The organism is Natronobacillus azotifigens (assembly GCF_026805325.1).
In the GTDB taxonomy this organism is placed as follows: Bacteria; Bacillota; Bacilli; order Bacillales; family Amphibacillaceae; genus Natronobacillus; species Natronobacillus azotifigens.
In genome coordinates, this window is sequence record NZ_JAPRAT010000014.1 from 17,172 (window position 1) to 43,456 (window position 26,285).

The 26,285-nt window shown below is 36.3% G+C and carries 19 protein-coding genes and 1 pseudogene; 2 read left to right on the top strand and 18 right to left on the bottom strand.

The annotated features are described in order from the left end of the window. Positions 1-125: 125 nt before the first annotated feature. From OWO01_RS08250 to OWO01_RS08260, 3 genes are all read right to left on the bottom strand, one after another. A complete protein-coding gene (locus OWO01_RS08250; RefSeq protein ID WP_268779973.1) occupies positions 126-1,109 on the bottom strand; it encodes a class I SAM-dependent methyltransferase in 984 nt (327 codons plus the stop codon). Between the two features lie 120 nt (positions 1,110-1,229). After that, positions 1,230-1,643, bottom strand: a complete 414-nt coding sequence (gene ytfJ / locus OWO01_RS08255; protein WP_268779974.1) for a GerW family sporulation protein — start codon at positions 1,641-1,643, stop codon at positions 1,230-1,232. Continuing rightward, positions 1,643-2,212 carry a DUF2953 domain-containing protein gene (locus OWO01_RS08260; protein ID WP_268779975.1) on the bottom strand — a complete coding sequence of 190 codons (570 nt, stop codon included), beginning with the start codon at positions 2,210-2,212 and terminating at the stop codon, positions 1,643-1,645. Before OWO01_RS08260 ends, ytfJ begins: the two co-directional genes overlap by 1 nt. Positions 2,213-2,378: 166 nt before the next feature. Between OWO01_RS08260 and OWO01_RS08265 the strand changes: the two genes are divergently transcribed. Next, positions 2,379-3,179: an NAD kinase gene (locus OWO01_RS08265; RefSeq protein ID WP_268779976.1), complete on the top strand. Its 801-nt coding sequence runs from the start codon at positions 2,379-2,381 to the stop codon at positions 3,177-3,179. Positions 3,180-3,276: 97 nt separating this feature from the next. Here OWO01_RS08265 and OWO01_RS08270 read toward each other — a convergent pair whose 3' ends face one another. The 8 genes from OWO01_RS08270 to ezrA form a co-directional block, all read right to left on the bottom strand. Continuing rightward, the gene (locus OWO01_RS08270) at positions 3,277-3,801 is read right to left on the bottom strand and encodes a hypothetical protein (protein ID WP_268779977.1); all 525 of its coding nucleotides are present in this window, start codon (positions 3,799-3,801) and stop codon (positions 3,277-3,279) included. Between the two features lie 90 nt (positions 3,802-3,891). After that, positions 3,892-4,389, bottom strand: coding sequence for a hypothetical protein (locus OWO01_RS08275; protein WP_268779978.1), 498 nt, complete (start codon positions 4,387-4,389; stop codon positions 3,892-3,894). Positions 4,390-4,642: 253 nt separating this feature from the next. Continuing rightward, complete coding sequence (locus OWO01_RS08280) at positions 4,643-6,244, bottom strand: amidohydrolase (RefSeq protein WP_268779979.1); 1,602 nt, start codon at positions 6,242-6,244, stop codon at positions 4,643-4,645. 123 nt (positions 6,245-6,367) lie between these two features. Next, positions 6,368-6,571 (bottom strand): alpha/beta-type small acid-soluble spore protein, encoded by a 204-nt coding sequence (locus OWO01_RS08285; RefSeq protein ID WP_268779980.1) that lies wholly within the window; start codon positions 6,569-6,571, stop codon positions 6,368-6,370. Positions 6,572-6,703: 132 nt separating this feature from the next. Continuing rightward, on the bottom strand, positions 6,704-7,906 hold the full coding sequence (thiI, locus tag OWO01_RS08290; protein ID WP_268779981.1) for a tRNA uracil 4-sulfurtransferase ThiI: 1,203 nt from the start codon (positions 7,904-7,906) through the stop codon (positions 6,704-6,706). Between the two features lie 6 nt (positions 7,907-7,912). Further along, positions 7,913-9,052, bottom strand: coding sequence for a cysteine desulfurase family protein (locus tag OWO01_RS08295; protein WP_268779982.1), 1,140 nt, complete (start codon positions 9,050-9,052; stop codon positions 7,913-7,915). 171 nt (positions 9,053-9,223) lie between these two features. Next, on the bottom strand, positions 9,224-9,574 hold the full coding sequence (locus OWO01_RS08300; protein ID WP_268779983.1) for a hypothetical protein: 351 nt from the start codon (positions 9,572-9,574) through the stop codon (positions 9,224-9,226). 11 nt (positions 9,575-9,585) lie between these two features. After that, positions 9,586-11,292 (bottom strand): septation ring formation regulator EzrA, encoded by a 1,707-nt coding sequence (gene ezrA, locus OWO01_RS08305; RefSeq protein WP_268779984.1) that lies wholly within the window; start codon positions 11,290-11,292, stop codon positions 9,586-9,588. 274 nt (positions 11,293-11,566) lie between these two features. Here ezrA and OWO01_RS08310 point away from each other — a divergent pair, with 274 nt between their 5' ends. Further along, positions 11,567-12,046: a GAF domain-containing protein gene (locus OWO01_RS08310; RefSeq protein ID WP_268779985.1), complete on the top strand. Its 480-nt coding sequence runs from the start codon at positions 11,567-11,569 to the stop codon at positions 12,044-12,046. Between the two features lie 150 nt (positions 12,047-12,196). Here the strand turns inward: OWO01_RS08310 and OWO01_RS08315 are convergent, their stop codons facing one another. The 7 genes and pseudogenes from OWO01_RS08315 to OWO01_RS08350 all read right to left on the bottom strand — a co-directional run bounded on the left by OWO01_RS08315 (position 12,197) and on the right by OWO01_RS08350 (position 26,025). Further along, positions 12,197-13,213 (bottom strand): glycosyltransferase family 2 protein, encoded by a 1,017-nt coding sequence (locus OWO01_RS08315; RefSeq protein ID WP_268779986.1) that lies wholly within the window; start codon positions 13,211-13,213, stop codon positions 12,197-12,199. 100 nt (positions 13,214-13,313) lie between these two features. Then, positions 13,314-15,470: pseudogene (locus tag OWO01_RS16190) on the bottom strand (beta-glucosidase). A gap of 399 nt (positions 15,471-15,869) precedes the next feature. Then, complete coding sequence (locus tag OWO01_RS08330; RefSeq protein ID WP_268779988.1) at positions 15,870-16,319, bottom strand: hypothetical protein; 450 nt, start codon at positions 16,317-16,319, stop codon at positions 15,870-15,872. Then, positions 16,319-19,399: a beta-glucosidase gene (locus tag OWO01_RS08335; RefSeq protein WP_268779989.1), complete on the bottom strand. Its 3,081-nt coding sequence runs from the start codon at positions 19,397-19,399 to the stop codon at positions 16,319-16,321. The genes OWO01_RS08330 and OWO01_RS08335 overlap by 1 nt, the downstream gene beginning before the upstream one ends. Positions 19,400-19,489: 90 nt before the next feature. Next, entirely contained in the window at positions 19,490-21,097 is a 1,608-nt protein-coding gene (locus tag OWO01_RS08340) for an MFS transporter (RefSeq protein WP_268779990.1), read from the bottom strand. After that, the gene (locus OWO01_RS08345) at positions 21,087-23,654 is read right to left on the bottom strand and encodes a family 78 glycoside hydrolase catalytic domain (protein WP_268779991.1); all 2,568 of its coding nucleotides are present in this window, start codon (positions 23,652-23,654) and stop codon (positions 21,087-21,089) included. Before OWO01_RS08345 ends, OWO01_RS08340 begins: the two co-directional genes overlap by 11 nt. After that, on the bottom strand, positions 23,641-26,025 hold the full coding sequence (locus tag OWO01_RS08350) for a glycoside hydrolase family 2 TIM barrel-domain containing protein (RefSeq protein ID WP_268779992.1): 2,385 nt from the start codon (positions 26,023-26,025) through the stop codon (positions 23,641-23,643). The genes OWO01_RS08345 and OWO01_RS08350 overlap by 14 nt, the downstream gene beginning before the upstream one ends. Positions 26,026-26,285 lie beyond the last annotated feature (260 nt).

Here is a 26,285-nt window from a genome sequence, read left to right on the forward strand (position 1 = left end):
TCCTTTCGGTTCCCTATTTATTCTATTAAATATACCTGTTACTATTTTAACTAACTAATCACCAAAAATGCAACTTCAAAGTATTTTGGTAGCGATTGCAATTTGTTTTCTTTATTTTCTAACAATTAATACCCTTCATTTTTAAACCATTCATTCATTTTCGCTACAATATTTTCTGTAGCGCGACTATCTTTGAAGGATGGCAATTTAGCCATTAACGCTTGCTTAGGCGGTTTGGTATGTTCTCCTTTTTTCTGTAAAACAAAAATACTTTTCGCTTGTTGATCGGAACGAAAGATGCTTGTAGGTAATTGTAATAATCCAACAACATGAACGTTTGCTTGAATGTATCCATGTAATTTCGTTGCTTGGTCACTATCGAACAAGCTATTTGGAATAACAAATAGTAAGTAACCACCTGGTTTTACATAGTGCACACTTTGTTCGATAAGTAAATGGTGAGCATACGTATGATCGTTTTTTACATGCACATCAAACTGGCTTGCACGTATGTCATCCGGATAATAACCAACTGGTAAATCAGCAACGACAAGATCAACCGGATCCAATAATAATGGTTGAATACTGTCTTGGTGAAAGTACTCTATTTCTGTTTTTTGTAAATTGGCACTCAATACGGCAAGTTGTATTAATGTCGGATCAATTTCACTACCATACACCTTGCCTTCTCTGTTTAATTGGTTAAAAACTGCTGTTAATAAGTTAGCAGTTCCACTGGTGGGATCAAACATACGTAACTGCTTTTTCTCTCCAATTAATTTTTCTGCTAAATAAGCGATATACATCGCTACTGTATCTGGTGTAAGTAAATGTTGCTGTTGTGTAGACCCTTTCATGCTTTTTAACATCGCAAATTCAAGGACTTTTCGAACTTGCTCTTTTTCCAGTTCATCGAACGTTACTTCTTGTACTAACTCTTTTATTATGTCAGTGGATGACTCACTTATACCCGTTGGCAATTCTCCGGTATGTATGTATTCTAAGCCTAGTACTAAGGCATCCATGTAGGTAATCTCTTTTTCTTTTTCGATTAATTCCACTAAGTTATCTAGATTCTCAAAATTTTTCTCGATCAAGGACATTTCCATCTGAGTTCCTCCTCATTTTTTTAAAATTATCTACCTTCTATGTAAAAAGGAATACCCATCATATTATGAAGGCATTCCCGTCTGGTGTCTAGCAATTTCCCCTGATGGTATGGAACCGTATTATCGACGTTTCTTGGATTCGAGCATTTCTTTAATTTTTTCTAGAGCAATTGGCGCAACGTCTACTAGCTTTTCATAAAGGTGCGAATGTTCGTGTAAATGAACGAGCTCTAACCCTTGTTTATGAACAACCAAAAATGCGATAGGTGTAATAGTAGCTCCGCCACCGCTTCCACCACCAAATGGTAAAATCTCTTCCAAATCTTGTTGATCCTGTTTATCATTACTCGATCCTTGAGGAGAAAACTCGCTCCCCCCTGCCGCAAATCCAAATCCCACTTTTGATACAGTAATAATTGTACTTCCGTCGGCTGACTGGATAGGGTCCCCGATAATTGTATTCACATCAATCATATGCTTTAGTTGTTCCATCGCTGTTGTCATTAACCCTTCAATTGGGTGTATTTGATTCATCAATTTTCCTCCTGATCGGTTGTTATTTTTTTCTTCCATTTATTCAATGTAATGAGTGTATGGATAGCTTGTCCGATTCGCATTGAAAAAATACACTGCATACTTGATTGCAAGAAGGTTTGATGATAATAGGGTTTCACCTCATATTTAGGCGTTGCTTTTAATGTGAACTGTATATCTAAAAGAGCATGGATGAATGCCTTTAGCATCCATAAAAAACTACTGACTATCGCAGTATCCGGTGCATCAGGCAAACCGAATTTCGTATCCCAACTGTATTGCTGAATTTTCATTCGGGAAAAGCAGTTGAATAATTGTTGTTTTTCTTTCCATACACGCTTCCATTTTTTTATTTTTTCCGGTTGGAATACATCTGTATTTTCTACGTCTAATTGCAAAAGGGAAAACGCCTTTTCTTGTCGATAAATGGTTAGACCTAGAACCTTTACGCAGATGTCTAATTGACAATTATTGTTTTGAATCTGAACAGTAAGGTCTCCTTTGCACGGTAGCACAAGAAAAATAATAATCAATAATAGGACAACGGCAGATAAAATAAACCAAATCATTTCTTGTACCTCCAAATCTACATGTAAAATGAGTAACGAATGTTTCACAAAGCTAATATGAGTTCGGTTTCTTAAAAAGTTAGCAATCAGAATAAGCTTAATACAGGTTTAGTTTTGTCTAAGATTGGTAATAGAATACTATCAAATTATTCAGGGGGGTTAGAGCATGGAAAACTTCCGTACTATATATCTTCATCACAAAAAAGAGAAACAAACCCAAGAGCAAGTGGACGAAATATCAACAACAGCAAAAAAATATGGTTTTATGCTCACAAATGAGCATAAGCAAGCCGATATTATTATTTGTTTTGGTGATGATGGAAATTTTCTACATGGCGTTCGTAAAACTGGCTTTCGATCATCCTGTTTGTATGTGGGAATGAGTAACACAGACTCACCTGGAATTTATACAAATTTTTCTTATCGTAATGTACAATCTTTCTTTTCCTTACTCAAGGAAAATTCATTTGACTTTGTTCGTTTTCCTTTACTGGAGGTCTCGATCAATAACGAGCCACCAGCATTATGTTTAAATGAAACCGTTGTGCGCTCTTCCATTATTAAGACTCTGGCAATTGATGTATATATTGATAACCACTTTTTTGAGCATTATCAAGGAGATGGATTGATTGTTTCCACACCTTCTGGTAGTACCGGATACAACAAATCTACAAAGGGAGCAGTCACTGATCCAGAGTTACCTTGCTTGCAGTTAACCGAATTGGCACCGCTCACCAATAAATCTTCTAACTCTTTAGGTTCATCACTTATTCTTAATCAAAATCGAACGTTGATATTAGAGATAAAACAGGACGGAAATGACCATCCAATCATCGGTCTAGACAATGAAGCCTATTCCATTCGCAATATTCAATCCTTATTAGTACGGCTCTCCAATCGATCTATTCAAACAGTAAATAATCCTGAGTTTTCTTATTGGGACAATATTACAGCTATCTTTTTGTAGCGCTAGATTTTTGTATCTACTTTCCAACACAAAAAGACAGATAGCCATAAAGGTCCATCTGTCTTTTTGATTGTTGACCGGGCGAGCATTCTTGTTTTTAAGATAACTCCACATCTGTAACAATCCACATATTTCCGTTTCTTTCTAGAACTAAGTTCATGAATACAAGATCTCCAGAATCAAGCTCATCGTCACCATCCAAGAAGAACGCAATATTCATGAATACCTTACCATTATTAACATCCATTAATTCAAAATCGTTAAGTACATAAGATAAATCATGGTTATGTTCTGCAAGGTAAGGTACATGTGTCTCTAATTCGGTAAACAGTATACCTTGCTCTTCAATCGTATAGGCATCTGACGTCAGAGCATGTAATACTTCGAAATCCAACTCGACATAGGCGGTAAGGAAGCGATCCGCAAAATCCCAAGCTTGTGGTAAAAGTTTCATCACTTTTTTTTGCTGGTTTAATTTTTTTTCAAGTTCTTCATTTAATTGATATAATTCATCAATCCTAGTTAGCAATTCTTCATTAGAAACACTTTCCTGATCCATTTCATTGGTTGTCTCATTTAGCGAAGCGTCTTGAACATCATCTTTGTTTGAACACCCCGCCAATACCAGTACCAGCAAAAACAAAGTTAGTAAGCCTTTAATAATATCACTCCTTCTCTTAATTTAGAATAAGTCTAAGATTAAACAGCGTGATTAAATACCACCATCCTCGTATGCTTCTTGTACTAACTCAAAATTCAATGTTCCATCACGATATTTTCCAAAGGGGTCCTCTATATTTTGAATCCAAGCTTTCCCTCCCCACGCATCTACCATTTCATGCCATACAAAACCCTCACCATCAACCTCACCATGGATTGTTACTTCAGCAAAAGCATGAGCTGCGTCTATATACGTAAAGCCTGTAATATCAAACCCAGTAATTTTGTAGTTGTTTTCTTTTAATATGTTTATTTTTTCCATATATAAGTTTTTAGCTTCTTTTTCGTTTAAGGTCGTTCCATCAGTAGGATGATTATCATCGTCCACATCATATAAATATACTGTTTCGAATGCTTTTTCATAGTTTTCTTTAACAAGCGCACCATAATAATCATTCGTCAATCTTCTTACTTCTCGTTCTGGGTTAGCACACCCTATTAAGGATAAACTTATAATTGCAATTGTAAAAACATAGACGATTGCTTTCATATGTTCACCCTCCCTTCTTTCCATTTAATTATGAGAATTACATTTCACTTTGGCTTTTAAATTGGTTAATCATTATCAACGTAACATATTAAGTAAATACGTTCAATGCACCATAACTATGTTTTTGTGTCCAGTTCATATTGCAATACTCACTCTAACCATTATTATTTCTTGCATATATAATTTGGTGAAAATAAAAAGAAACCAACGCTACTATTCAAACCTAATGAACGTTAGCTGTTGATTTCTTTTTTTATTCCGTTCTTTGATACATAATATCCCCATCAACAATCGTCATAACTGCTTTTATTTGATCTAATTGGTCAGGGTGTACATGAAATGGATCTTGATCTAATACGGTAAAATCAGCAAGATTACCTGCCTTTATTTCTCCTCTACTCTTTTCTTCCCCAATGATATAAGCGCTTCCTTTTGTGTATAGCGATATTGCTTCGTAAGTAGACAATTGTTGTTTTTCAATATAGATTTTTCCATCTAGCGTTGATCGTCTTTGAACAAATGCTTGGATTCCTAATAACGGATTTACTTCTTCAATTGGTGCATCGGAACCAGCGGCACAAGGAATATTTTCCTGTAAAAAAGTTTTCCAAGGATATGCTCTTTCTGCACGTTCCTCTCCAATACGATCTAAAACCCATGGAAAGTCTGATGAAACAAACGTCGGTTGAATATCTAAAACTGCGTTTGTCTTTTTCAAGGCATCTATAACATCTTGATTAACTACCATCGCATGAATAATACGATCTCTTCGTCCATTTTTCAGTGGATTTCTTGCCAATAATTTTGCAACGGTTAAAATAGCACGGTCTCCAATCGCATGAATGGCCACTGGAAGTTCTAAGCTTCGTGCACGTTTAATTAGTGCTTCCAGGTTCTCTTCTGTATGAATCGGAATACCGTAATTCGTAGGGTCGTCATGATAAGGTTCATTCAACCATGCTGTTCTTCCACCTAGTGCACCGTCTGAAAAAATCTTCATTGCGCCAAAATTAATATACGCATTACCGTCTCCATAAGAATAATGATGGCGCTCAAAATCATCAATTACTTCGTGATGCACTAACAAGTGAGCACGAAATTTTCGTTTCACACCATCTATACTTTCATGGTATGCATTCCAAGTCTTTTCAAAACTGTTTTCTCCATAATAAGCTAGATCTTCACTATGTCCGCCGACAAGACCAAGCTGCAACAAGTCATCAACCGATTTATCAATCAATTGTTTTAGGTCCGCTTGTGTACGAACGGGAATAGCAACCTTTACTAGATCTTGTGCGGTATCAAGAAAATATCCTGTCATTTCGCCACTAGAATCTCGAGCTATCTTTCCGCCTTGAGGATCAGGGCTATCTGATTTGATATTAGCTTGGTTGATCGCATTCGTATTTGCGATGATCGCATGACGACAAATTCTTGTTAATAAGATTGGATGGCCGTCTGAAATCTCATCCAATTCTTTTCGATGAATGACACGTGGAACCTCCCACTGGTTTTCATTCCATCCTTCTCCAATCAGCCACTGACCTGGGCTTAGAGTCTCTAATCGTTCTTTTATCGATTCTAACACGTATTCAGCACTAGTATGTTTTGATAAATCCAAATGAACAATTTTTTCTCCGTGACCAACAATATGTAAGTGGCTGTCAACAAATCCTGGATAAATAGTTTTTCCGTTAAGATCGATTGCTTCTGTGATTCGATCTTGATATGTATGCTTTAAAGATTTTAGATCACCTGTTGAAATAATTTTACCATTTTCCGTATAAACTGCTTCAATACGATCATTTTCTTCAATCATTGTATAAAATGTACCACCATACCATAACGTTCCCATCATACTCTTCCTTTCTTTATCCTATATTAAAAGATAACAAAATATTTCACTATTGAAAAGGGTAGTGCTCATTACTTGAGCACTACCCTCTTTTATTATCACATAGTCATTTTCTTGTTTAAATTAGTTAGATTGTCCACTTAGTTGTTGTTCAGCCATTTGTACTAAACGTTTAGTGATTTCTCCACCAACTGAACCGTTCGCACGAGATGTTGTATCAGCACCTAAATTAACACCAAATTCTTGTGCAATTTCATATTTCATTTGATCTAATGCTTGGCTAACTCCTGGTACAACTAATTGGTTACTACTGTTGTTTGTCGCCATGTTTGATTCACCTCCTCTTTAATACATTTCTAGAATGTGTACGAGAGGGGTTTTTCATACGGAAAAATTACTGGTAGTTCTTTCATGTGGCGCCTTTCATCGACAAGAAGTACCAATATTCGCTATATGAGATTAAAACAAATCTGCCATAGATCCCTCTACAGCACTGTTTTTCGAGACTGTAACTACTTCAATCGTTTTCATTATTTCTTCTATTTCTTTTGTAACATCTAATTTATTTTCAAACAAAATAACTTTTTCTCGCTTTGGTTTCGTTTTTGGTGCTATCGGAACAAAAATCGTACAGCAATCTTCAAATGGACGAATAGAGATATCATAGCTTTCAATTTGTTGTGCAATTTCAATGATTGCTTCTTTATCCATTGCGATCAGCGGTCGGATTACCGGAAAATTTGTCACATCATTGATCGCATGCATACTTTCCATTGTTTGACTTGCTACTTGACCTAAACTTTCTCCCGTAGTGATAGAAAGAATATTTTCTTGTTTTGCAATCTTCTCACTAATCTTCAACATCATCCGACGCATCACTGTCATCGAATATCCGTGAGGGATTTCTCTGTGAATCTTTTGTTGTAATGCTGTAAAAGGAACCATATGAACTTTAACATCGTGTCCAAACTGAGTTAATAACTCCGCCAGGTCTAGTACTTTTTGTTTAGCCGCTTCGCTTGTATAAGGAGGCGAATGAAAATGAACAGCCTCAATCTTAACACCACGGCGCATAGTTAAATAACCAGCAACAGGACTGTCAATTCCGCCTGATAATAACAACAAAGATTTTCCGGAAGTACCTACTGGTAGACCACCAGCACCTTTTATTTTTTGAGAGGTGATATAGGTAGCATCCTTACGAATATCAATATGCAATTCGATATCCGGTTGATGAACATTAACCATTATCTCTTCTGTATTTGTCAATAAATGCGATCCGATAACATGGTTAAATTCCTGTGAACCAATCGGAAACTCCTTATTTGCTCTTCTTGTTGTAATCTTAAATGTTTGTACGTGATTTGCTTCTTGTAGAGCAAACAATGCGGACTCTTTGATTTCTTCCACATCGTTCTCCGTTTTAATGGCTAAACTTAAATTCTGAATTCCAAAAATGGATTGGCAAATCTTCATAACTGGTTCTGGGTCGGTTCCGTTCAGCAGTATCGTCATGCGATCCCGCGTATTTTTTATTTTAATCTCTGGAAAATCGGTTAATTTATTTCGAACATTTTCATGTAATTGATTTATAAAAACTTTTCGGTTTTTACCTTTTAGAGATAATTCGCCATAACGAATTACAATATGATCATATAACATTATTATCTACCCCATTGTTTGACTTAATTTCTTAATCACTTTTTTTAAAGAGCGTGAAAACAATTCAATCTCACCTGCTGTATTTTGATACGATAAACTAATTCTTAATGCTGATCTTGTGCGATCACGTGGTAAGTTAATTGCTTTTAATACGGCACTATCTACTGATTTCTTTGAAGAACAGGCAGATTTAGTTGAAAGAAAGATATTTCTTTCTTCTAATGCATGTAAAATTACTTCTGGCTTATACCCCGGTATAGAAAAATTCAGAATGTGTGGCGCTTGACCCTCGATTGTGTTTATTTTCACTTCTGGAATGACGGTTAATTCTTTTCTCAATTGTTCATGTAAATCCACCAAATAATCTTGATGATTCTTTTGATGTTCAACAATCAAACGCATTGCTTTTACAAAAGAAACTGCCCCAGCTAAATTTTCTGTGCCGGAACGATAATTCATTTGTTGTGTTCCTCCATGGAATAATGGAAATAAGTTAATTCCTTCTTTTACATACAACAATCCAGTACCTTTTAGCCCATGAATTTTATGTCCAGAAATGGTATAAAGATCAATCCCACTATTTTCGAGTTTTAATTTTGTTTTACCAAACCCTTGCACATCATCGACATGAAAATAGGTTGTCGGTAAATCTTTCACTAGCTGCCCAATCTCTTCGATTGGTTGAATTGTACCTAGCTCATTATTAATATGCATAATACTAAGTAAAACCGTATCTTTCTGAATCGCTTCTTCTACATCTTTTACTTTTACAACACCCGTTTGATCAACCGGTAAATACGTGACAGTAAAACCTAACGATTCCAAGGCTTTACAAGAAGCAAGTACGGAAGGATGCTCAATTTCTGAAGTAATGATGTGTTTTCCGCGATGTTGATTCGCCAACGCTATTCCCTTTATTGCCAGATTGTTGCCTTCCGTTCCACCTGATGTGAAAATTATTTCTTTCGATTTCACTCCAAGCAAATCAGCAGCTTGTTGATGTGCTTTCCTTAATAGCTTGTCCGCTTCCATTCCAAAACGATGGATAGAAGATGAATTTCCATAATATTCTTGAGAAACTTTTTGAAAACTTGCTAAAACCTCTGGTAATGGTTTTGTTGTTGCACTATTATCAAAATAAATCATTACATAACTCCCTTATGCCTTATTGCATTGAAATATCTTATCATAATATTTGCTGGATCAAAACAGTTAATTATTGATTTTTTTCCGATTTCAACCTTGTAAAGCTTGAATAGAGATTTCTACTAGGGAAACATAGCGAAAGTCCCATGCAACAGTGCAAGGGACTTTTCCTTATTGAAGTTGAATACCTAATGCGGCCAACAAATCGTCAACCGAAACTGGGTTGGATCGTTCAAATTCATAAAGTATTTCTTGATTTTGATTACTGCTAGCCATTTCTTCTAATGAAGGCTTGTCGTCATCGTTCGAAATACTAGTAGGACTATCCTCTGGAACTTCTGTCTGCTCCGTACTTGCTTGTTCGAGACGATGTAAAGAGGAGTGAAGCTCAAATCCCAATCGACTAACTCCTTGTAAATCATTACTTTCAAACGTTGGTGTGGGCTCTTGAATTAAAACAAAAAAGCTGGCCCAAACACTAATTGTAATCAAACTAGAAAAAACGAGACTTACTATTTTCATCGCACTCATTCCTAACTAGGTATTTTAATTCTTGATTCTAACCTTTTGATTGCACCAGGCTCAATCTCTTCAAGTGCATGGGTAGCTGTTTCTAAGGCTTGCTCGTAAGCGTAACTTCTAAACAGCTCCTCAGCTTCGAGTAAGTTAGCCGCTAACAATGGATATCTACTTCGGTAACGGTTAGCATATTGAATAACTCTCTCCACTAAATACGCCTGCTCAATTAACAAATTGGTTTTCTCAAGCATGGTTTGAACAGATATTTCAGCTTCTTTTAATGCATGGCTTACTGCTCCCATATCTAGAGGTTGTTGTGCTAATTTTTCCAACACTTGTTCACTTTTTTCTGTAGCTTCATCAAGGGTATTCCAGACAAAGGAAGGAACACCTGGCAAATTACTTTTTTGTAATTTACGATTCGCATCAAACAACTCTCGCTTTAATTGCTGAATCTTTTTCTTTGCTTCGAGCTCTTCTTTACGGATCGTTCTCACTTGTGCTTTAAACTCCTGGTGAGATTCTTTTAATTTTTTTAAATCTTGATAACTCGACTCTAGTTGATCACGCATTGAAATATACGTTTCTTTATCTGCTTCTAAATCTGATGTTAATTGGTGGTATTGTCGCTCTAATTGATGTATCCATTTTTCTAAATTACGATAAAGTTCCATATCACTTTCTTCTAAGTAATACGTTTTTTGTAACTCGGTTACTTCTTCATTTGTCGCATCAAAATCTGCAGCTACTTCTTGGATCAAATTATCAAAAGGATCAAGATGTTTCTCAAGGTACGTTTTCGCTTGCGCCTCTTTTTCAAGTAATAAATATATTTCGCTAATTCTCTCTTCAATCGTTTCTATCATGGAATATAAATCATCGACATCTTTCTTTTCCAAAAGTTCCACTTGTTTTTCTAATTGTTCTTGAAAACCTTTTAACTCTTTTTCCAAATTATGATGTTCAATTCGATACCCTTCCTCTTTCATTTCTTGAATTCCTATTAACAGTTCATGAATTTGGTCTGGTACCTCTCGTTTACATTTTTTATAAATAATCGGAAATTCTTCTATTTTTTCAAATAACAAGTTTAGATTTTGCCGTATTGAATCAATGATTTTTCTCGCTTCATAGTAGTTACCCGAGTCACTAGCACTATAAAATTCATCCAATAATTCTTGTTGTTCATTTATTTCTTTTTCAAAACGATATTCCGCCTGTCCATACAGATGACGGTTCTGAATCAACAGATTACGCAACTCTTTCATTAGTGGTAAGACCTCAGCAACTTCTTTGCGACTTTGTTTTTCGGAGTCTAACAACGCATCCAATTCCGTATACATACGTTCAATTGTCTCTTCGATGTCATTTAACGTTTGCTCAACGGCTTTTAAATTTTTCTTTGCAGTTCCCATACGAAAACGGTCAGCTGCTTCTTCTGCATCTAATAAAAACTCTTCTATATCAGGAAGTGTTCTTGTTAGAATCTGATCCCACGTTTCTTTCCACGACTCAAATTTCTCTTGTGTTTCTCCGGATAGATTCAAAGCCTTGACTCGTTGCAATTCTTTCGTTACACTTCGATTCATAATATCCATTTTCCATGCTTCTAAGCGATCAACTTCATCATATACTTTTTTGCGTAAGATTAATCCAACAATAATTAACGCGATGATTATAAGAATAAAACCTATGATATAGGCAACTGTGTTTTCACCCATGTTAATCCTCCCCAAATGATTTTTCTCTATATCTAAAAATAAATCATTAACTTTATCTCTTTATTTCTTTGATTTGCATAGAATTCTGCTAGTTTATGTATTATCCCTATCATACCATGAACCACTTCTTTTTTGCTAAAAAAAATCAAATTATTTCGTTATCTGACAAATTTCCTAGTTTATTTCCTCAAATATGGAAGCACCTATGTATTGCCACAAGAAATAGGGACGGCTATAATGAATGATATAGATAGAATACACAAGGGGGATATATATGTTTGAAACAAAAGGTTACTCAGAATCTCGAGAAAAAAATTATCAACTCTTACTAAAACAACTAGAAGCACTCATTGAGGACGAAACAGATCAAATCGCAAACTTATCCAATAGTGCTGCATTATTAAATCAATTTCTAACTGAAATAAATTGGGTCGGTTTTTATTTATTAAAAGATAATCAACTTGTCCTCGGACCGTTCCAAGGACTACCGGCGTGTGTAAGGATTCAGGTAGGAAAAGGAGTCTGCGGTACTGCCGTTTCAACGAATCAAACACAGCGTATCGCTAATGTACACGAGTTTCCAGGACATATCGCTTGTGATGCTGCTAGTCAATCAGAAATTGTAGTTCCTGTTCATAAGAACGGCGAGATATATGGGGTATTAGACATTGACAGCCCAATTAAAGACCGTTTTGATCAATTAGACCAAGAATATTTAGAACAATTTGTTGTGAAATTAGAGAAATATTTATAAGAAATTTTAAAATCCTCACCATATTAATGATGAGGATTTTAATTTTTATAAAATCACAAAAGCAACTTAGCTATATCCACCATTTAAATTCTTAATTCCTTATCAACTGTGTATTACCTATCGAAATAGTGCAACTTTAAAAGCGTTCATTTAGTTAAAACCAATGAGTTTTTGAGATACTTTATATGCCATGACACTAATCTTTCTTCCTAGCTTTCCAGGAAGGTTAATTAACCGACCCATCAAACCAAACTTCAGGTTACGATATAATTCAATATTTTCTTCTTTCACATATTTCATCAACATACGTTTTTTTTGGATATTCTCTTTTGTTCCAGAACGAATTAATAGAATCGCTGAAATAACGGTAACTATCTCCAAGTGTTTCAGCATATAATCACGTAATCGCTCTTCTTCAACTGCATCTAAATCAACAGCTTCTATCATAAGCTTATTCACCTTAATTTGTTGATCAATCTGTCTAATCATGACACTTTCATTAACTGATTGGTCGTTTCTTCCTATAAAATAGCGGTAAAAGTCCACATCAATATAAAACATACGTGTAGCATACTTTAATGGTGTATAAACATATAAATTATCTACATAGAAAGTATGTTTAGGCAACTTTAGTTCACTTTTTCTTAATAAGTTGGTTCGGTAAATCATCGAATGCATTAAAATAAATTGACCCTTCTTAAATGGTTTTACTTGTTCCCAACCAAAAACAGTGTCTTCAGGTAAAACCTTTCTGTATTGCATCACTTTTCTATATTTGCTTCCCTGTTTTTCATAAATAAAGTTACTAATAAGAATGTCGATCGTTTCATTAGTTCCGGAAAAACCCCTTAATGTTTCAAGGACTTTTAGATACGCACGTGTATCCACCCAGTCATCACTATCAACAATCTTAAAATACAGACCAGTTGCATGGTCTAGCCCTGTATTAATCGCTTCTCCATGTCCACCGTTTTCTTGATGTATTACTTTAATAATTGCAGGGTATTTTAGAGCATAAGTATCTGCAATCTTTTTCGTCTTATCCACAGATCCATCATTTACTATCAGTATTTCGATATCCTCTCCACCAGTAAGTAATGATTCTATACAGTAGTGCATATAATCTTCAGAGTTGTAACATGGGATAACGACTGTTAAAAGTTTCATTTATTACACAACCTTTACTATACCTGATCACTAGGTACTTGTATAAACTTGACTATCTTTTGAATATAATTTAAATCACTTTATGTATGACTTATTACTCTTATAGTTGATTCATCAAACTCACTATTTTTTTCTGCTTTTTTAGTTTCTTCATCTTTCGTGTTTCTTTAAAGATATGCGCTAATCCTTTAAAGAAATGACCATTGACAATCATGAGAATCCCACCAACCATTGGCATATTTATTGCACCACCAGTCATTCGAGCATATCCACGAAATGGCATATGGTAGACAGACATCATGATAAGGTTTGCGGTACTTTGCTTACCAATCTTCCATAAGAATTTATGCACAAAGCGTAAAGCATGAAAAATAAAACGAGCAAATAGTCCTTTAGCGTATTGGCACTGTGCGATCGTGTCGTTATAATCCAACGGTTGAGTCCGATTCCAGTTTGCTTGCGGTAGCTTTCGTTCAATTAATTTTTCAAACACTTGATCTGCAATGTTCGTAATATCACCATTATAATACGGTGATAACTTAGTAGGTTCATATGGCATGATGCTGGTTGTGCCTTTCACGAATAACTCTGCAGACAATCGAATCTCTTCACTTGAAGAACCAATCATGATTTGATAATTATTTTCTTCTATTTCCCATTGAGATGTTTTTACGTTATAATATCTAAATGTCTGCTCGTTAAATAAAATCGATACACGCTTTGATTCTCCAGGCATTAGAAAAACTTTTGAAAAACCCTTCAACTCTTTTTTCGCTCTAAAGATTTGATTTGATACTGATCCAATATATAATTGTGCAATTTCTTTTCCAGCTTGTTTACCTGTATTCGTTAATGTGAATTCAACACGATTATGTGCAACTTTGATATCATAACTAAATGATGTATAACTTAACCCATAACCAAAAGGATAACGTACCGGTATATTATTTGTATCATAATACCGATAGCCAATAAACTGGGCTTCTCGATATTCTACACTGACTTCCTTGCCTGGAAAGTAATGATAAGTTGGTGTATCTTCATATTTAATTGGATAACTCTCCGCTAACTTTCCCGACGGATTTACCAGTCCAGTTATGATTTTTAACATTGCCTTAGCTCCCGCTTGCCCACTTAGATATCCATGAAGCAAACCTTTTGTTTGATTAACCCAAGGCATTTTAACCTCTGAACCACAGGAAAGAACAACAATAATGTTTTCATTCACTTGATTAATAGCTTCTAGTAATTAAATCTGATTATCTGGTATCGACATATTTGTTCGATAGAGACCTTCTGCTTCCGTTACTTCGTCTAATCCGAGATAGAGTAAAATAACATCCGCTTTCTTTGCCAAACGACAAGCTGCGTCTAATTTTGTCGATTTTTTTTGCCGTAGCGTTGAAAGCCTGCTTCATAACCAATTACATTGAGGTTTAATTCATTTGCACTTGATAGGGTATTATCGAGCTTTGTCAGGTTAACAACGGATGAACCAGCTCCTTGATAGCGAGGATTTGCTGCAAAATCTTCAATGATTGCAATCTTTTTTTCTTTCTTAACAGATAATATCTGTTCATCGTTTTTTAAAAGAACGATCGATTCATCCGCTACTTTTTCAGCAAAATCATGATGAAGGTCTTGATCAAAATCTTGAACGTCATGTTTTAAGCGACATTACAGCCTTCACGTCTGCTTCTTTAATAGCCATTTCAAAAGCGGTTAAATATATTTCACGTAATGTTCTTTCATCTACAATTGTGTCAATCGTCATTCGTCGTTCTTCTTGATTATTAACGGCAAAGTGTTTCACACAGGCAGATATACCTTGAGATTGAATCCCTTTAATATAGGAAGAAGCCAATTTTCCTGCGTGATATGGATCTTCACTGAAATATTCAAAATTCCTTCCACATAAAGGATTTCGCTTCATATTTATACCTGGACCAAGTAAAACATTTACTTTTTGTGATACCGCCTCTCGACCTAAATGTTCTCCAATCTTTTCACCAAGTTCTATATTCCAACTATTCGCAACGGTTGCAGCGGTTGGGAAACATGTAGCAGGAATACTTTCATTCAAACCAAGGTGATCGGCCGCTGCTGCTTGTTTACGAATCCCATGTGGACCATCTGCAAGAAAGATACTTTTAATTCCTAAATGCTTAATGTCTTGTGTTTGCCAAAAATCTTTTCCGGACATTAAACTAGCTTTTTCTTCTAGTGTCATTTGTTTAATCAAGTCATTATGCTTCATTGCATTACCTCTTATAAATAGTGTAGGATGATTCGCGCTTTAAATACTTGAAATATTTTTTTGAAAGTGTTAAATCAATTTGAAAGGGTATTCATTTTATGCTTTTTTAAAAGAGCTTATTCAAATTTTAACACACAGCCTTTTAAATAGATCATTTATTCATCAACGGTAGGTTTTCTTTAATGAATGGTAATCATATTGTGTAGCTGTTGCATTACAACATTTTGGGTTCCACATTTAGTTATTTTCAGTAAGTTTTAAAATATGTAAAAAAGAGGAAACAGCGGTGATAGTGGTTTCCTCTTTTATTAACTACAGATTCGATTTTAATATGTTCTAACAATTCCTAAGCTTCAAACATGAATCCTTTTCATCAGGCCTAGGACCAATGTAAATAATTTAGTAAGCTTTTTTACCAATATCAAAGAATGAAGCAAGGATCGATAATACCCATGTTATTACAAAAATAACTATAAGCATTACTGCTTGCTCTCCAGCTTCGAAAGCTGCCTCATTTCCTAATTCAAGATTTGATCCAAAAATATACCCGAAAGACTCAACTCTCATACTAATGAATCTTACACCTGCCCAAATAATGAGGACAGTTGCAATGATACGACTTACATCTACTAGAATTTTTACGCCTTTAGAGTCTCCTAATTGCGGTAGAATGATTGAAACCAATATAGCCACTATAGCACCGATCAGCATGAAAAGTACATTCATACGCATATCCTCATAATAAGGCTTATTCACATTAGAAATGTAGATGCTTAATGTTGTGATTGTCATCAATCCAACAATTATATAAGCGAAAAATCCTATTTTTTGATTTTTTAAGAAATTCATTATGCTTCCTCCTTCTTAGCTTTTAAGATTGCTAACAAATAGAGTGCAAAACTTAATATAGCAAGTGCCATACCACCATAAATACCTATATTCATAGCTGATTCCCACCAAGGCGTCACTCTAGTTGTTTGAACATTTTGAGCGGCACTTTGAGCATAAGCATACAATTGATATTTCATATTTTCTCTTGCTCTCTCAACAAACGTTTCGTCTTGCGAAACACGATCGACTGTAAAATACGGCCATGAGTCTCTCACTTGTTCCATCGTCTCATTAGAACCAAAGTCTGCCATCATCGTCACACCTGCATTGATAATAGACTCAGGACGGAAGTAACCCATGTTATTAACCATATCAGTTGAAAGTAAGCCGTTAAAACCCCATTCTTCACGTAAAATATTGATTAGAAGTGGTACGGAGTTATTTCCATTCGTCGCACCTATACGGCTAAAGGTGACCATACCACCCAATGCTCCACCATCTTCAAAAGGTCCTTGGAAGGCACGAAGATCTCCCTCACGCGCTTTTTGTTCTGTCATATAAGGAGCGATACCACTACGTTGTGTTTCTTGATCATTAAATGCAAAGTGTTTAGGTCCAACAATAACACCGTAATTAAGTGCTCCTTGAACTGTAGCTATAGACATATAATTTGAAACCATTGGATCTTCAGAATAATATTCGTGGTTTCGTCCATTATAAGGTGTTCGGTGTATATTAGACGCAACACCCCAAATAAGATAATTACCACTCCAAAGACCGTCATTACCCATTAATTCGCCCCACTCATGAGCAAGATCTTTGTTGAATGTACTTGCGATCAATGTTGCATTAGCCATTGTTCCCAATGCATAATCAGCATTTTCATCGTCTTCATTTAAGCCTCTACCACTAAGTGTTCCACCAAATCCGTTTGGTCCATCATTTTGATAAATTAAAGGTGAATTAATTTCTTCGATCACATCACTTGTACTACCACCTTTTGCAATTCTCGGAATCAAAATGTCTAAAGGTATTTGATTTACTAGATGATCCCAACGAATATCATCAATATCATCAACACCTGCCATATCAGTAAAGTTTAATTCATGTTGAATCCCATCTACATTAGCGTCACCATTTTGTATAAAATGATAATTTTCATTGGCAAGATTTTGAACCCATTCATCCACTTTATCACCGTCAATAGCGAGATCATCATAGGTTCGAGGAAATGTACCTTCCCAATCATTTCTAGTTAGATAAGTAGCATAACCAGGTTTATAATAGTTGATATCTGCATCTTCTAATTGATTAACTACAGGAGTACCATTATCAGAATATGCAAAGGTTGTTTCATCTACAAATCCCTCTTCACCGATTTCTACCACAGATACTAGCATATCGTCACCATCAACCGAAAACCCTTGTTCTACAAGAATGTTATTTACTGCTGCATGTGCATTTTCTGCTAATGTAAAGAAGTAATCACCACCATCAAGGATGTAACCACCTTCTCCATCCTTAGCTGACGAATCCCAACTTGCCATATACTTTGCGTCAACAGTAATCGTAACGGTTTCTTGTTCCCCTGGATTAAGTGTATTCGTTTTCTCAAAACCTAATAAGTCAACTGCTGATTTTTCAATATTTTGCTCTCTATTATAATCTGTATAAGGTGTTTGTACATAAAGTTGTGCAACATGCTTGCCACTTGTCTCACCTGTATTTTCAATTGTAGCTGTTGCCGTGATTGTACGCTCATCCATATCAACTTCTAAACTATCAAGTGATTGACTAAATGTTGTATACGATAAACCATAACCAAAAGGATAGGTAACTTCATTTTCATACATCCATGAGGATGCACCATTACCTGCACCTACTGAGCTATCTGCATTTCCAGCTCCAATAATGCTATCATAGTATCGTGTCTCGTAATATTTATAACCGGTATAAATACCTTCCGCTTGGATTATATAGTGGTCAGCTGCCATCGAAGCATCTCCACCAAAACTACCTAACGGCGATGTTGCTGGCAGATCTCCCATCAAAGAACCTGGATAATTTATCGGACTTAAATCATCTAATTCTACTTTACCAAAATTCTGCATTGCAGGAGAATTTGCTGTATGCACAGCATACGTGTCAGTTAAGCGACCTGATGGACTTACTTCTCCTTTTAGAACATCTGCAATACCTAAGAAACCATAAGCCCCTGGAAAACCAACGTAGAGAATTGCATCAACCTCATCATCTTGTTTTAACTCTTCAATTTCCATCGTCGAACTACTGTTAATCATAACAATGACAGTATCAAAGTTACTCTTTGCTAATTCTAAAACAGCTCTTTCATTATTTGCTAAGCCAAGTGGGGTATCAGTTCCGTATTCTTCTGAATCAATACCTTTTTTACCTGGATAAAAGTCGCTTCCCTCAGATCCGGGACGTGAAAATACAACAATAGCAGCATCGTTATATTCATTAAAGCTATCCACATAATCTTCCGATGCACCAGCACCATCTGTAGAATCTGTATACACATTAAGTGCAGGTTCAGAAGGTTCATATGGTATTGAGAAGTTACTTGGTCTATATCCAAAAACAGGGATCGTGTTTCCAAATCTCTCGAATTCACCTGTTTGAATACTACCAAGTGCTGTGTAAATATCTAACATTGTTGGATTGACTTCATACCCCTTTTCTTCAAGTGACTGCGCAAGATTCTTTTGCTCCTCATTAGTAACAGTACTTCCCATCGTACCACCTAAAAATGGATAAGCACTACCCATACCAAGAAGTGTAACCTTAGGATTCTCATTATTTAATGGAAGCGCTTGATTTTCATTTTTCAATAAAACGACACCCTCTGCTCCCATCCTTTCCCCTAATTCCTCATGTGCTTCAATAAGCTCATCTGTTGTTTCATAATCAGAAATAAACCTTGCATCATTAATTGTCTCTGTACTTGTTGTTCCAAAGGCTTGATCAATGATCGGACGCCATTGGTCTGCAACACTTGTTAACCCCATCAATGCAATAGACAATGACAAGAATAATGCTAATAGACCTCGCCATAAACGGATAGATTTCTTTTTCATTTACCTCTCTCCTTTAATAATATTTATTGATATTAACGCTCCTCAGGTAGATTCACAATAGACGTGCACTCACTGAGGAGTGTTAAGTAATCACATTTTTTTCTTACCTTTTGATGTTTTTTTCTTTTCTCTTAAACTTCTGGCTTCTCTTTCAGCCTCTTCTTCTTCAAGTCTTAGTCTTTCCTCTGGATCAATCCATTCACCACCTGAAGATAATACTCGTTCTTTTTGAAACTCTACGATTTTTTTCTGATCTTCCTCAATATGCTTTTCTACATTTAGGAAAAGCATTAAGATTACAATCACGGCGTAGCATATTAATTCAAATCCCAAAAAGGCGAATGCTAACACACCTTCAACGGTTTCGCTTTGAACTGTTGCCAATGGATTATAGCCACTTGCAGTTAGCAGAGCATTAATGAACCCGCTACCTACCCCCATTAAACCAACCATAATAGAACCGTAAACTGACATCGTAAACCCATCACTGCGAAACCCATTTTTAGCTTCTAAATGATCTAAAACATCTGATAGGATAGCAAGCGTAACGTACATCGCAGGAATGGAACCAATTCCCTTTAAGATGAGACCTGCTGATACAACGTAAAGATTATTTACTTCTACAAAACTTACTAAACCACCTATAACAGCGATAATCATTCCATAAAGTACAGCATTTCTTTTGCCAAGCTTATGTGCAATTGGCCAAGCTAACAGCATTCCAATCGCTGTTGGAATTCCGCCGATTAAACCCAATGTACCCATTGCAAAACCTGCAGATGCCTCATCGGTAACGCTATCGAACATCCAGCGCGCATAGAAACTCATGGAACCATTTTTAACCATACCCCCAAACTGGAATAACAAGAAATAAGAAATAATTAACCACCAGTAGGGACTAGATATACAACCTTTAATTTGTTTTTTTACAGAAATTTTTTCTTCTGTTATCGATAACTTTACCGTTTCTTCTGTAATTCGTTCCCGAGTATAAAAGTACTCAAGCAATATCGCAAAAAAGGTAATAACACATAAAGCAATCATCATGATGCGCCAATTGTTATAACTTGCAACTCGATCGATGACACCATTATGCGAAACAAATAAAAATCCTTGTAAGAATATTGGAACTAAAATACTTCCACCAATACCGATTGCCGCAACACCTGATGCATTTGAAAAAGTAGCAAGTTTACCGCGATCATTACTGTTCCGGGTGGAGAGACCCACCATAGAACTATGTGCCGTATAGAAAAATGGAAATGCTACTGCATAATAAAGGTTATAAGATAAACCTATCCAGATCATTTGTACCATTGGACTCAATGATGTTGGTGTTAAGAACAAGAATGCGATTGCAATAACGAGCAAAGGTGCTGATATCAATAAGTAAGGACGGGCTTTCCCTTGCTTCGTTCGCGTTCTATCAATTAATCGTCCTACAAGCAAATTACCTAGTACAACAAAGATCACAGAAGTGAGCGGAATAATTGTTGAAAAGATTCCAAAACGACTTGTATCCGTCCAACCGATAACATCCGAGTAATAACGATTTAAGTATGCACCGAATATAGCATTGGATAGCAGTGCTAAAAACGGACCAACAAAGTACCCGATAAACAATTCTTTTGATTTGACCTTCGCAGAGGTAACTTTTGTTCGAGCAATCGGTGAATCAAAAAATTTATTAGCATTCATTTTCTATAACCTCTCTATCTTCTTGGAATTGATAATGTCCACTAGTTACTACATAAGACTTTCCATTTGGTAGTGTGAGGTTACAAGTTGTTCCTACTGGTACATGGATGTCGATTGAAAATTTATCATCTTTCAAGGTCCAATGGCTTTTTACCTTCCCATATGCTGTTTCGACTTCTGCTTTTGCATAGGTCAATCCACCGCCCAATATTGGTTCAATCTTAAATGTTTTGTAACCACCTTCTATCGGTTCTATACCAGCAATGCGCCGGTACATAAAGTCGCCAACAGCACCATTTGCGAAATGGTTGAAGGAAACCATTCCATTCGTCCCATCATCAGCCCCTGTATTACTTGTTCCATCTTCTCTTAGTGCATCCCATCGTTCCCAAATCGTAGTAGCTCCTGCTTTAATTTGGAATAACCAAGACGGACGGGTATCTGTCAGAAGCATTTTGTATGCCTCATCGATGTATCCGTTATCTGCTAGTGCAAAAAGCACATACGGTGTACCGGGGAAACCTGTACCGATATGATAACTATTTTCTTTAATCATCCGTGCGAGATGGGAAGCAGCTTTTGATGCATCACCTCGATTTAACATCTTATAATGGAGAGGCAAAACATAAGCCGTTTGAAATTCTTTTTTTACTCGACAGTCTTTATCCATTAATAATGATCGGTATGCTGCCGATGTTTCCTCACTCAGTTTCTTGTAATATTTCGCATCGTCTGGTTTCTCTAGTATTTCAGCTATTTGAGCTAGTAAATTTGTTGTGTTCGCAAGACTTGCCGTCGCCGTCCATTTCCCGCGACCCATCCAAGTCCATAAACCACCTTCGGGAGCAACCCAATCACCGTAATGGTGCAATAAACGCCAAATTCGTCGATGTTTACCGACCGAGAAAAGTTCTGCCCAAAACTTACATGCTTTCACATATTTTTTCATCGTAGGGTACATTTGCTTTAATAGACTCACATCTCCACGGGTGAGATATTCTGCCCAAGGAACTAGAATACAAGCATCACCCCAATGATCGACAGCCATAGGGATCATTATTTCCCATTGAAACGGTACTCTAACTAAAGGAACAGTAACAGGGATTCCTCCTCCACGATTCTGTTCTTTCTGTACATCTAGTAACCATTTATCGTAAAAGCGACGTGTATTAAAATTAAATGACGCAGTTGAAGCAAATAGAGCAATGTCTCCCGTCCAACCCATACGCTCATCCCTTTGGGGACAATCTGTGGGTATATCAACAAAGTTTGATTTTGTTCCCCATTTGATATTGCTTTGTAATTGGTTTAACAAATCATTGGAACATTCAAAATATCCTGTTTCATCTACATTGGAATAAAGCGCTCTTGCCGTTAACTCAAGGTTTTCAGGGTCAATTCCTGTTACTCCAACATATCTAAAGCCCATATAAGTCATTGTCGGTGAATAAGTTTGTTGACCTTCTTCACAAATGTATACGCTCTCTTGCTTTGCTGATCTAAGTGGTTCGGTGAACAATTCACCTTCCATTAAAATTTCTGCATGTTTAAATATAATTTTCTGACCTTTTTTGCCTTTGATTTTCGCTGCAACTACACCTGCGAAGTTCTGGCCAAAATCATAAATCCACATACCTGATTTAGCTTTATAGTGCGTAATTGGTTTGAACTTTTCTTTCGCCCGAACAGGTAACCCATACTGCGCTAAGATTTCCGGTTTTATTTTCACCTGTTCTAAAGTTGCTTTTTCCCAATGACTGTCATCCATGTTCACTGTTGCATCATATACTTCACCATTGTAAAACTCTGCTTCTTTTATATGTCCATTCATCGTAACGGAAAATGTTTCATCAGAAGCAATAATTTCTTTTGAACCATCTTCAAATTCAATATGCAACTCACAAAATAGAGCTTGGCGCTTTGCATATACTCGATTTCGTCTAGCATAAGTAAATGCACCTACTGCCCATCCACCAGCAACGGTAAAAAACAGTTCGTTCGATTCTTTTAACTGATCAGTAACATTATAGGTTTGATACTGCAACTGATTTTTATAAGAGGTGAACCCTGGTGCAAAGTAGTCTGCACCAATTTTTTCACCATTTAACTTCGCCTCGTATATTCCCAATGCGGTTGTATAAAGCCGAGCTTTCACCACTTCTTTCTGACAAGAGAATTGACGTTTGAAATGCATCGGTTTAGGTGAAGTTTTTCTTTCCGTGAAATGATAGCTTCCGTTTGTTATCCACTTTGCTTGAAACGGTGTTCCTAACCGCCCTGTTTCAAATGTCAAGGAAGCGGTTGCAGTTTCTCCATGGTTATCTATCACTTCTAGTAACACTTTATATTCGGTAAACGGAACGAGTTCAGGTCCGTTGTACTTAATTCCAATTTGCGTATTTACTTTACGTTGCCAGTTTCCCATCTTTAATGTTGCTACTTCTAATACTACATCTTGTTGATCACTTTCTAGCGCAAAAGAAAATACTGGTTGTTTTTGATCTGTCACACATTCTGCGATCATATCATTGACTGTAAAACGTTTAATAGCTAGCATTCCTCTCCTCCTTTCTTATTGGAATTATTATTTCTGCTGTTCGATTACTGTCTTTTGCTTTTATCGTGACGGAAGAAGCATGTGGGTCATCTGCTTGCACAATAGCCATTGCTTCCCCATAGTAAGTACTTGTTTCTGAATTGGTATAACCTTCTGGATTATACGGACAAGCGTGACCAAGTCCTAATAGTTTCCCGCCAATGACGTTTATACTAATTTTGTTTTTCTCCATTGGCTTTACTATTTTTTCTTCATCTGTATAGGCAATCCGAATGTAGTTTAATCCACCAGATTCCACGATTTTTTCTTCTGATTCCAAGGTTAAATATGTTGGTTCTGCAGCTGTCTTTAATGTATGACGCCCAACTTCATCGCCTGAAGCATCATATGCGATAGCAGTAATCGCTCCCTTTTTATATGGTGTATTAACTACTGTCCGGCAGCCCTTCGTTATTTTTTTCTTTGCAACAATTTTATCGTTCACTAATAAATGAACGGAGGCAGCACGAGCATATATTTCCACTCTTGCTTTCATACCCTCACATCCAGGCCAAGTCCAAGACGGCATTGCGTCAGTCATTTTCCAAGCTGAAGGAGAGTGTTTCCCAGTCTGATATACGGGCTTCACAGCAATCAATGGGCCTTTTGTCTTTTCAAGTGCCACTTTCGTAAATAACGCTTCTCCTATCTCACGGCCAGTAATATCTATGCGACCACTACCCGCCGTCATCCAAGCTGTTTGATCTTTTTTCTTTGGTGCATAGTCTTCGTACACCCATGCGCCAATACCTACTTCACCCAGATAATCAAATCCAGCCCAAACAAAATCACCTATAATTCTTGGGTGTTTTTTAGCGAGTTCCATAAACTCATAGGCATCTTTACAAAATGTTTCTGTGCCAAGAATCAATCGATTAGGATACTTCTTTAAATCTTTTTTATAGCGCAAAATGCCATAATTATAACCAGCACTATCCATATTCTCGAATGCATCCCGTGTTTTTAGATCCGATCCACGGAGTGCAGCACCAATTTTCATTGTTTTGTCGCCCAAAATCCCGGCTAATTTATTATAAAACTCACTACCTACAGCTTTCTTTTTACTGTCTTTACTTGCCTTTTCATCGGTATAGACACCGAAACCTAATGAACTTAAATAATTAAAAAAGATATTCACACCACAAGTTACTGGTCTAGTAGCATCAAGCTTGTGCAAAAACGCTGTCATTTCTTCAGTGATTTTAATTCCCCGTTCTTGTGCTGTTTCAGAAACTTCATTTCCTGTGGAATAAAGAATAACACTTGGGTGATTATAATCTTTATTCACCATATCTTCTAAATCTGCTTGCCACCAGTCACTAAAGTAATCAGCATAGTCATAGCGCGTTTTATGGATATACCACATATCCACATACTCATCCATCATTAACATCCCTAGTTCATCACAAGCTCTTAACATTGCTTTCGAACATGGATTATGTGCCGAGCGTATAGCGTTATACCCAACATCTTGAAGTACTTTCACTTTTCGTCTTTCCGCATCTTCATAAGCTGCTGCACCTAAAAGTCCATTATCATGGTGAACACACGCACCTTTTAATATCACTCGTTCACCATTTATCTCTAACCCTTTATCTGGTCCCCATTGGATGGTACGGATACCAAATGTCGTTTCATATTGTTGTTGTTCAAATTCAACATGGCAAGTATATAAGTTTGGGGTATTGGGAGACCATAGCTTTGCTTCAGGTACCTTCATCTTTAAAGTGACAGTACCGGTAGTTTCTTCAGTTTTCGACACCACAACACCGGTTTGATCTTTAATATCAACTCTCACTTCCCCTGGTGAATTTGTTTCAACTATGACCTCAATTACAGCGGGAGAAATATCTAGTGTTTTTACTTTGATGCCATTCAACTTGACATGCTTGTTTGATAGAACGTGCATATGTACTGGTCGATAAATACCTGATCCGGTGTACCATCTACTATTAGGTTGATCCGCATTTCGAGCAATAACTTCGATAGTGTTATCCGAATCGTATTGCAAAAATTTATTAGCTTCGACATAAAAATTAGTGTAGCCATACGGACGATACATGGCTTTTTCACCATTGATATATACTTCAGCATTTCGGTAAACGCCTTCGAACTCAAATATAATAAATTTATCTTGATATTCTTTTGGTATGAAAAAATTTTTTTTATAAACATAGTCGCCACCCATATGCCAACTAATATTACCTGCACCATCGCTTTTTTCTGTTCGCGGCTCAAGTCGCATTGCATCATGTGGTAATGTTATTTCTGTTTCTGTTTTTTGACCAACTTTCCCATAACACCAACCCTGATTAAAGTCAATTTGTTTCATTTTGATTCACCTCTCTCTGTTAATAATGATTGTTCCCCTTTTATTTATTAATTTCATTTTAGCGCTTTCATTTTTAGCTGAACGTTTTTTTCATGAACTGTCTTTTTTTTATCACGAATGGTTTTTCCCAGATAATTTTTTAACCTAATTCGCACTGGAGAACATGGAGATTGTTAGAACGAATATCATTGTTGATAAAACAAACGCTAAAGTCTAGTCTTCAAAGGCCTCCTCCTTCTTGTTTCTTTTTTTATTAACAC

What these genes read in the sequence shown, in the direction of transcription:
- OWO01_RS08275 (WP_268779978.1), bottom strand. Translation starts at nt 4,389, where the DNA reads ATGAAAGCAATCGTCTATGTTTTTACAATTGCAATTATAAGTTTATCC.
- OWO01_RS08315 (WP_268779986.1), bottom strand. Translation starts at nt 13,213, where the DNA reads ATGAAACTTTTAACAGTCGTTATCCCATGTTACAACTCTGAAGATTAT.
- ytfJ (WP_268779974.1), bottom strand. Translation starts at nt 1,643, where the DNA reads ATGAATCAAATACACCCAATTGAAGGGTTAATGACAACAGCGATGGAA.
- OWO01_RS08335 (WP_268779989.1), bottom strand. Translation starts at nt 19,399, where the DNA reads ATGAAAAAGAAATCTATCCGTTTATGGCGAGGTCTATTAGCATTATTC.
- OWO01_RS08280 (WP_268779979.1), bottom strand. Translation starts at nt 6,244, where the DNA reads ATGGGAACGTTATGGTATGGTGGTACATTTTATACAATGATTGAAGAA.
- thiI (WP_268779981.1), bottom strand. Translation starts at nt 7,906, where the DNA reads ATGTTATATGATCATATTGTAATTCGTTATGGCGAATTATCTCTAAAA.
- OWO01_RS08260 (WP_268779975.1), bottom strand. Translation starts at nt 2,212, where the DNA reads ATGATTTGGTTTATTTTATCTGCCGTTGTCCTATTATTGATTATTATT.
- OWO01_RS08345 (WP_268779991.1), bottom strand. Translation starts at nt 23,654, where the DNA reads ATGCTAGCTATTAAACGTTTTACAGTCAATGATATGATCGCAGAATGT.
- OWO01_RS08340 (WP_268779990.1), bottom strand. Translation starts at nt 21,097, where the DNA reads ATGAATGCTAATAAATTTTTTGATTCACCGATTGCTCGAACAAAAGTT.
- OWO01_RS08285 (WP_268779980.1), bottom strand. Translation starts at nt 6,571, where the DNA reads ATGGCGACAAACAACAGTAGTAACCAATTAGTTGTACCAGGAGTTAGC.
- OWO01_RS08250 (WP_268779973.1), bottom strand. Translation starts at nt 1,109, where the DNA reads ATGGAAATGTCCTTGATCGAGAAAAATTTTGAGAATCTAGATAACTTA.
- OWO01_RS08310 (WP_268779985.1), top strand. Translation starts at nt 11,567, where the DNA reads ATGTTTGAAACAAAAGGTTACTCAGAATCTCGAGAAAAAAATTATCAA.
- OWO01_RS08265 (WP_268779976.1), top strand. Translation starts at nt 2,379, where the DNA reads ATGGAAAACTTCCGTACTATATATCTTCATCACAAAAAAGAGAAACAA.
- OWO01_RS08330 (WP_268779988.1), bottom strand. Translation starts at nt 16,319, where the DNA reads ATGAATTTCTTAAAAAATCAAAAAATAGGATTTTTCGCTTATATAATT.
- OWO01_RS08300 (WP_268779983.1), bottom strand. Translation starts at nt 9,574, where the DNA reads ATGAAAATAGTAAGTCTCGTTTTTTCTAGTTTGATTACAATTAGTGTT.
- ezrA (WP_268779984.1), bottom strand. Translation starts at nt 11,292, where the DNA reads ATGGGTGAAAACACAGTTGCCTATATCATAGGTTTTATTCTTATAATC.
- OWO01_RS08350 (WP_268779992.1), bottom strand. Translation starts at nt 26,025, where the DNA reads ATGAAACAAATTGACTTTAATCAGGGTTGGTGTTATGGGAAAGTTGGT.
- OWO01_RS08295 (WP_268779982.1), bottom strand. Translation starts at nt 9,052, where the DNA reads ATGATTTATTTTGATAATAGTGCAACAACAAAACCATTACCAGAGGTT.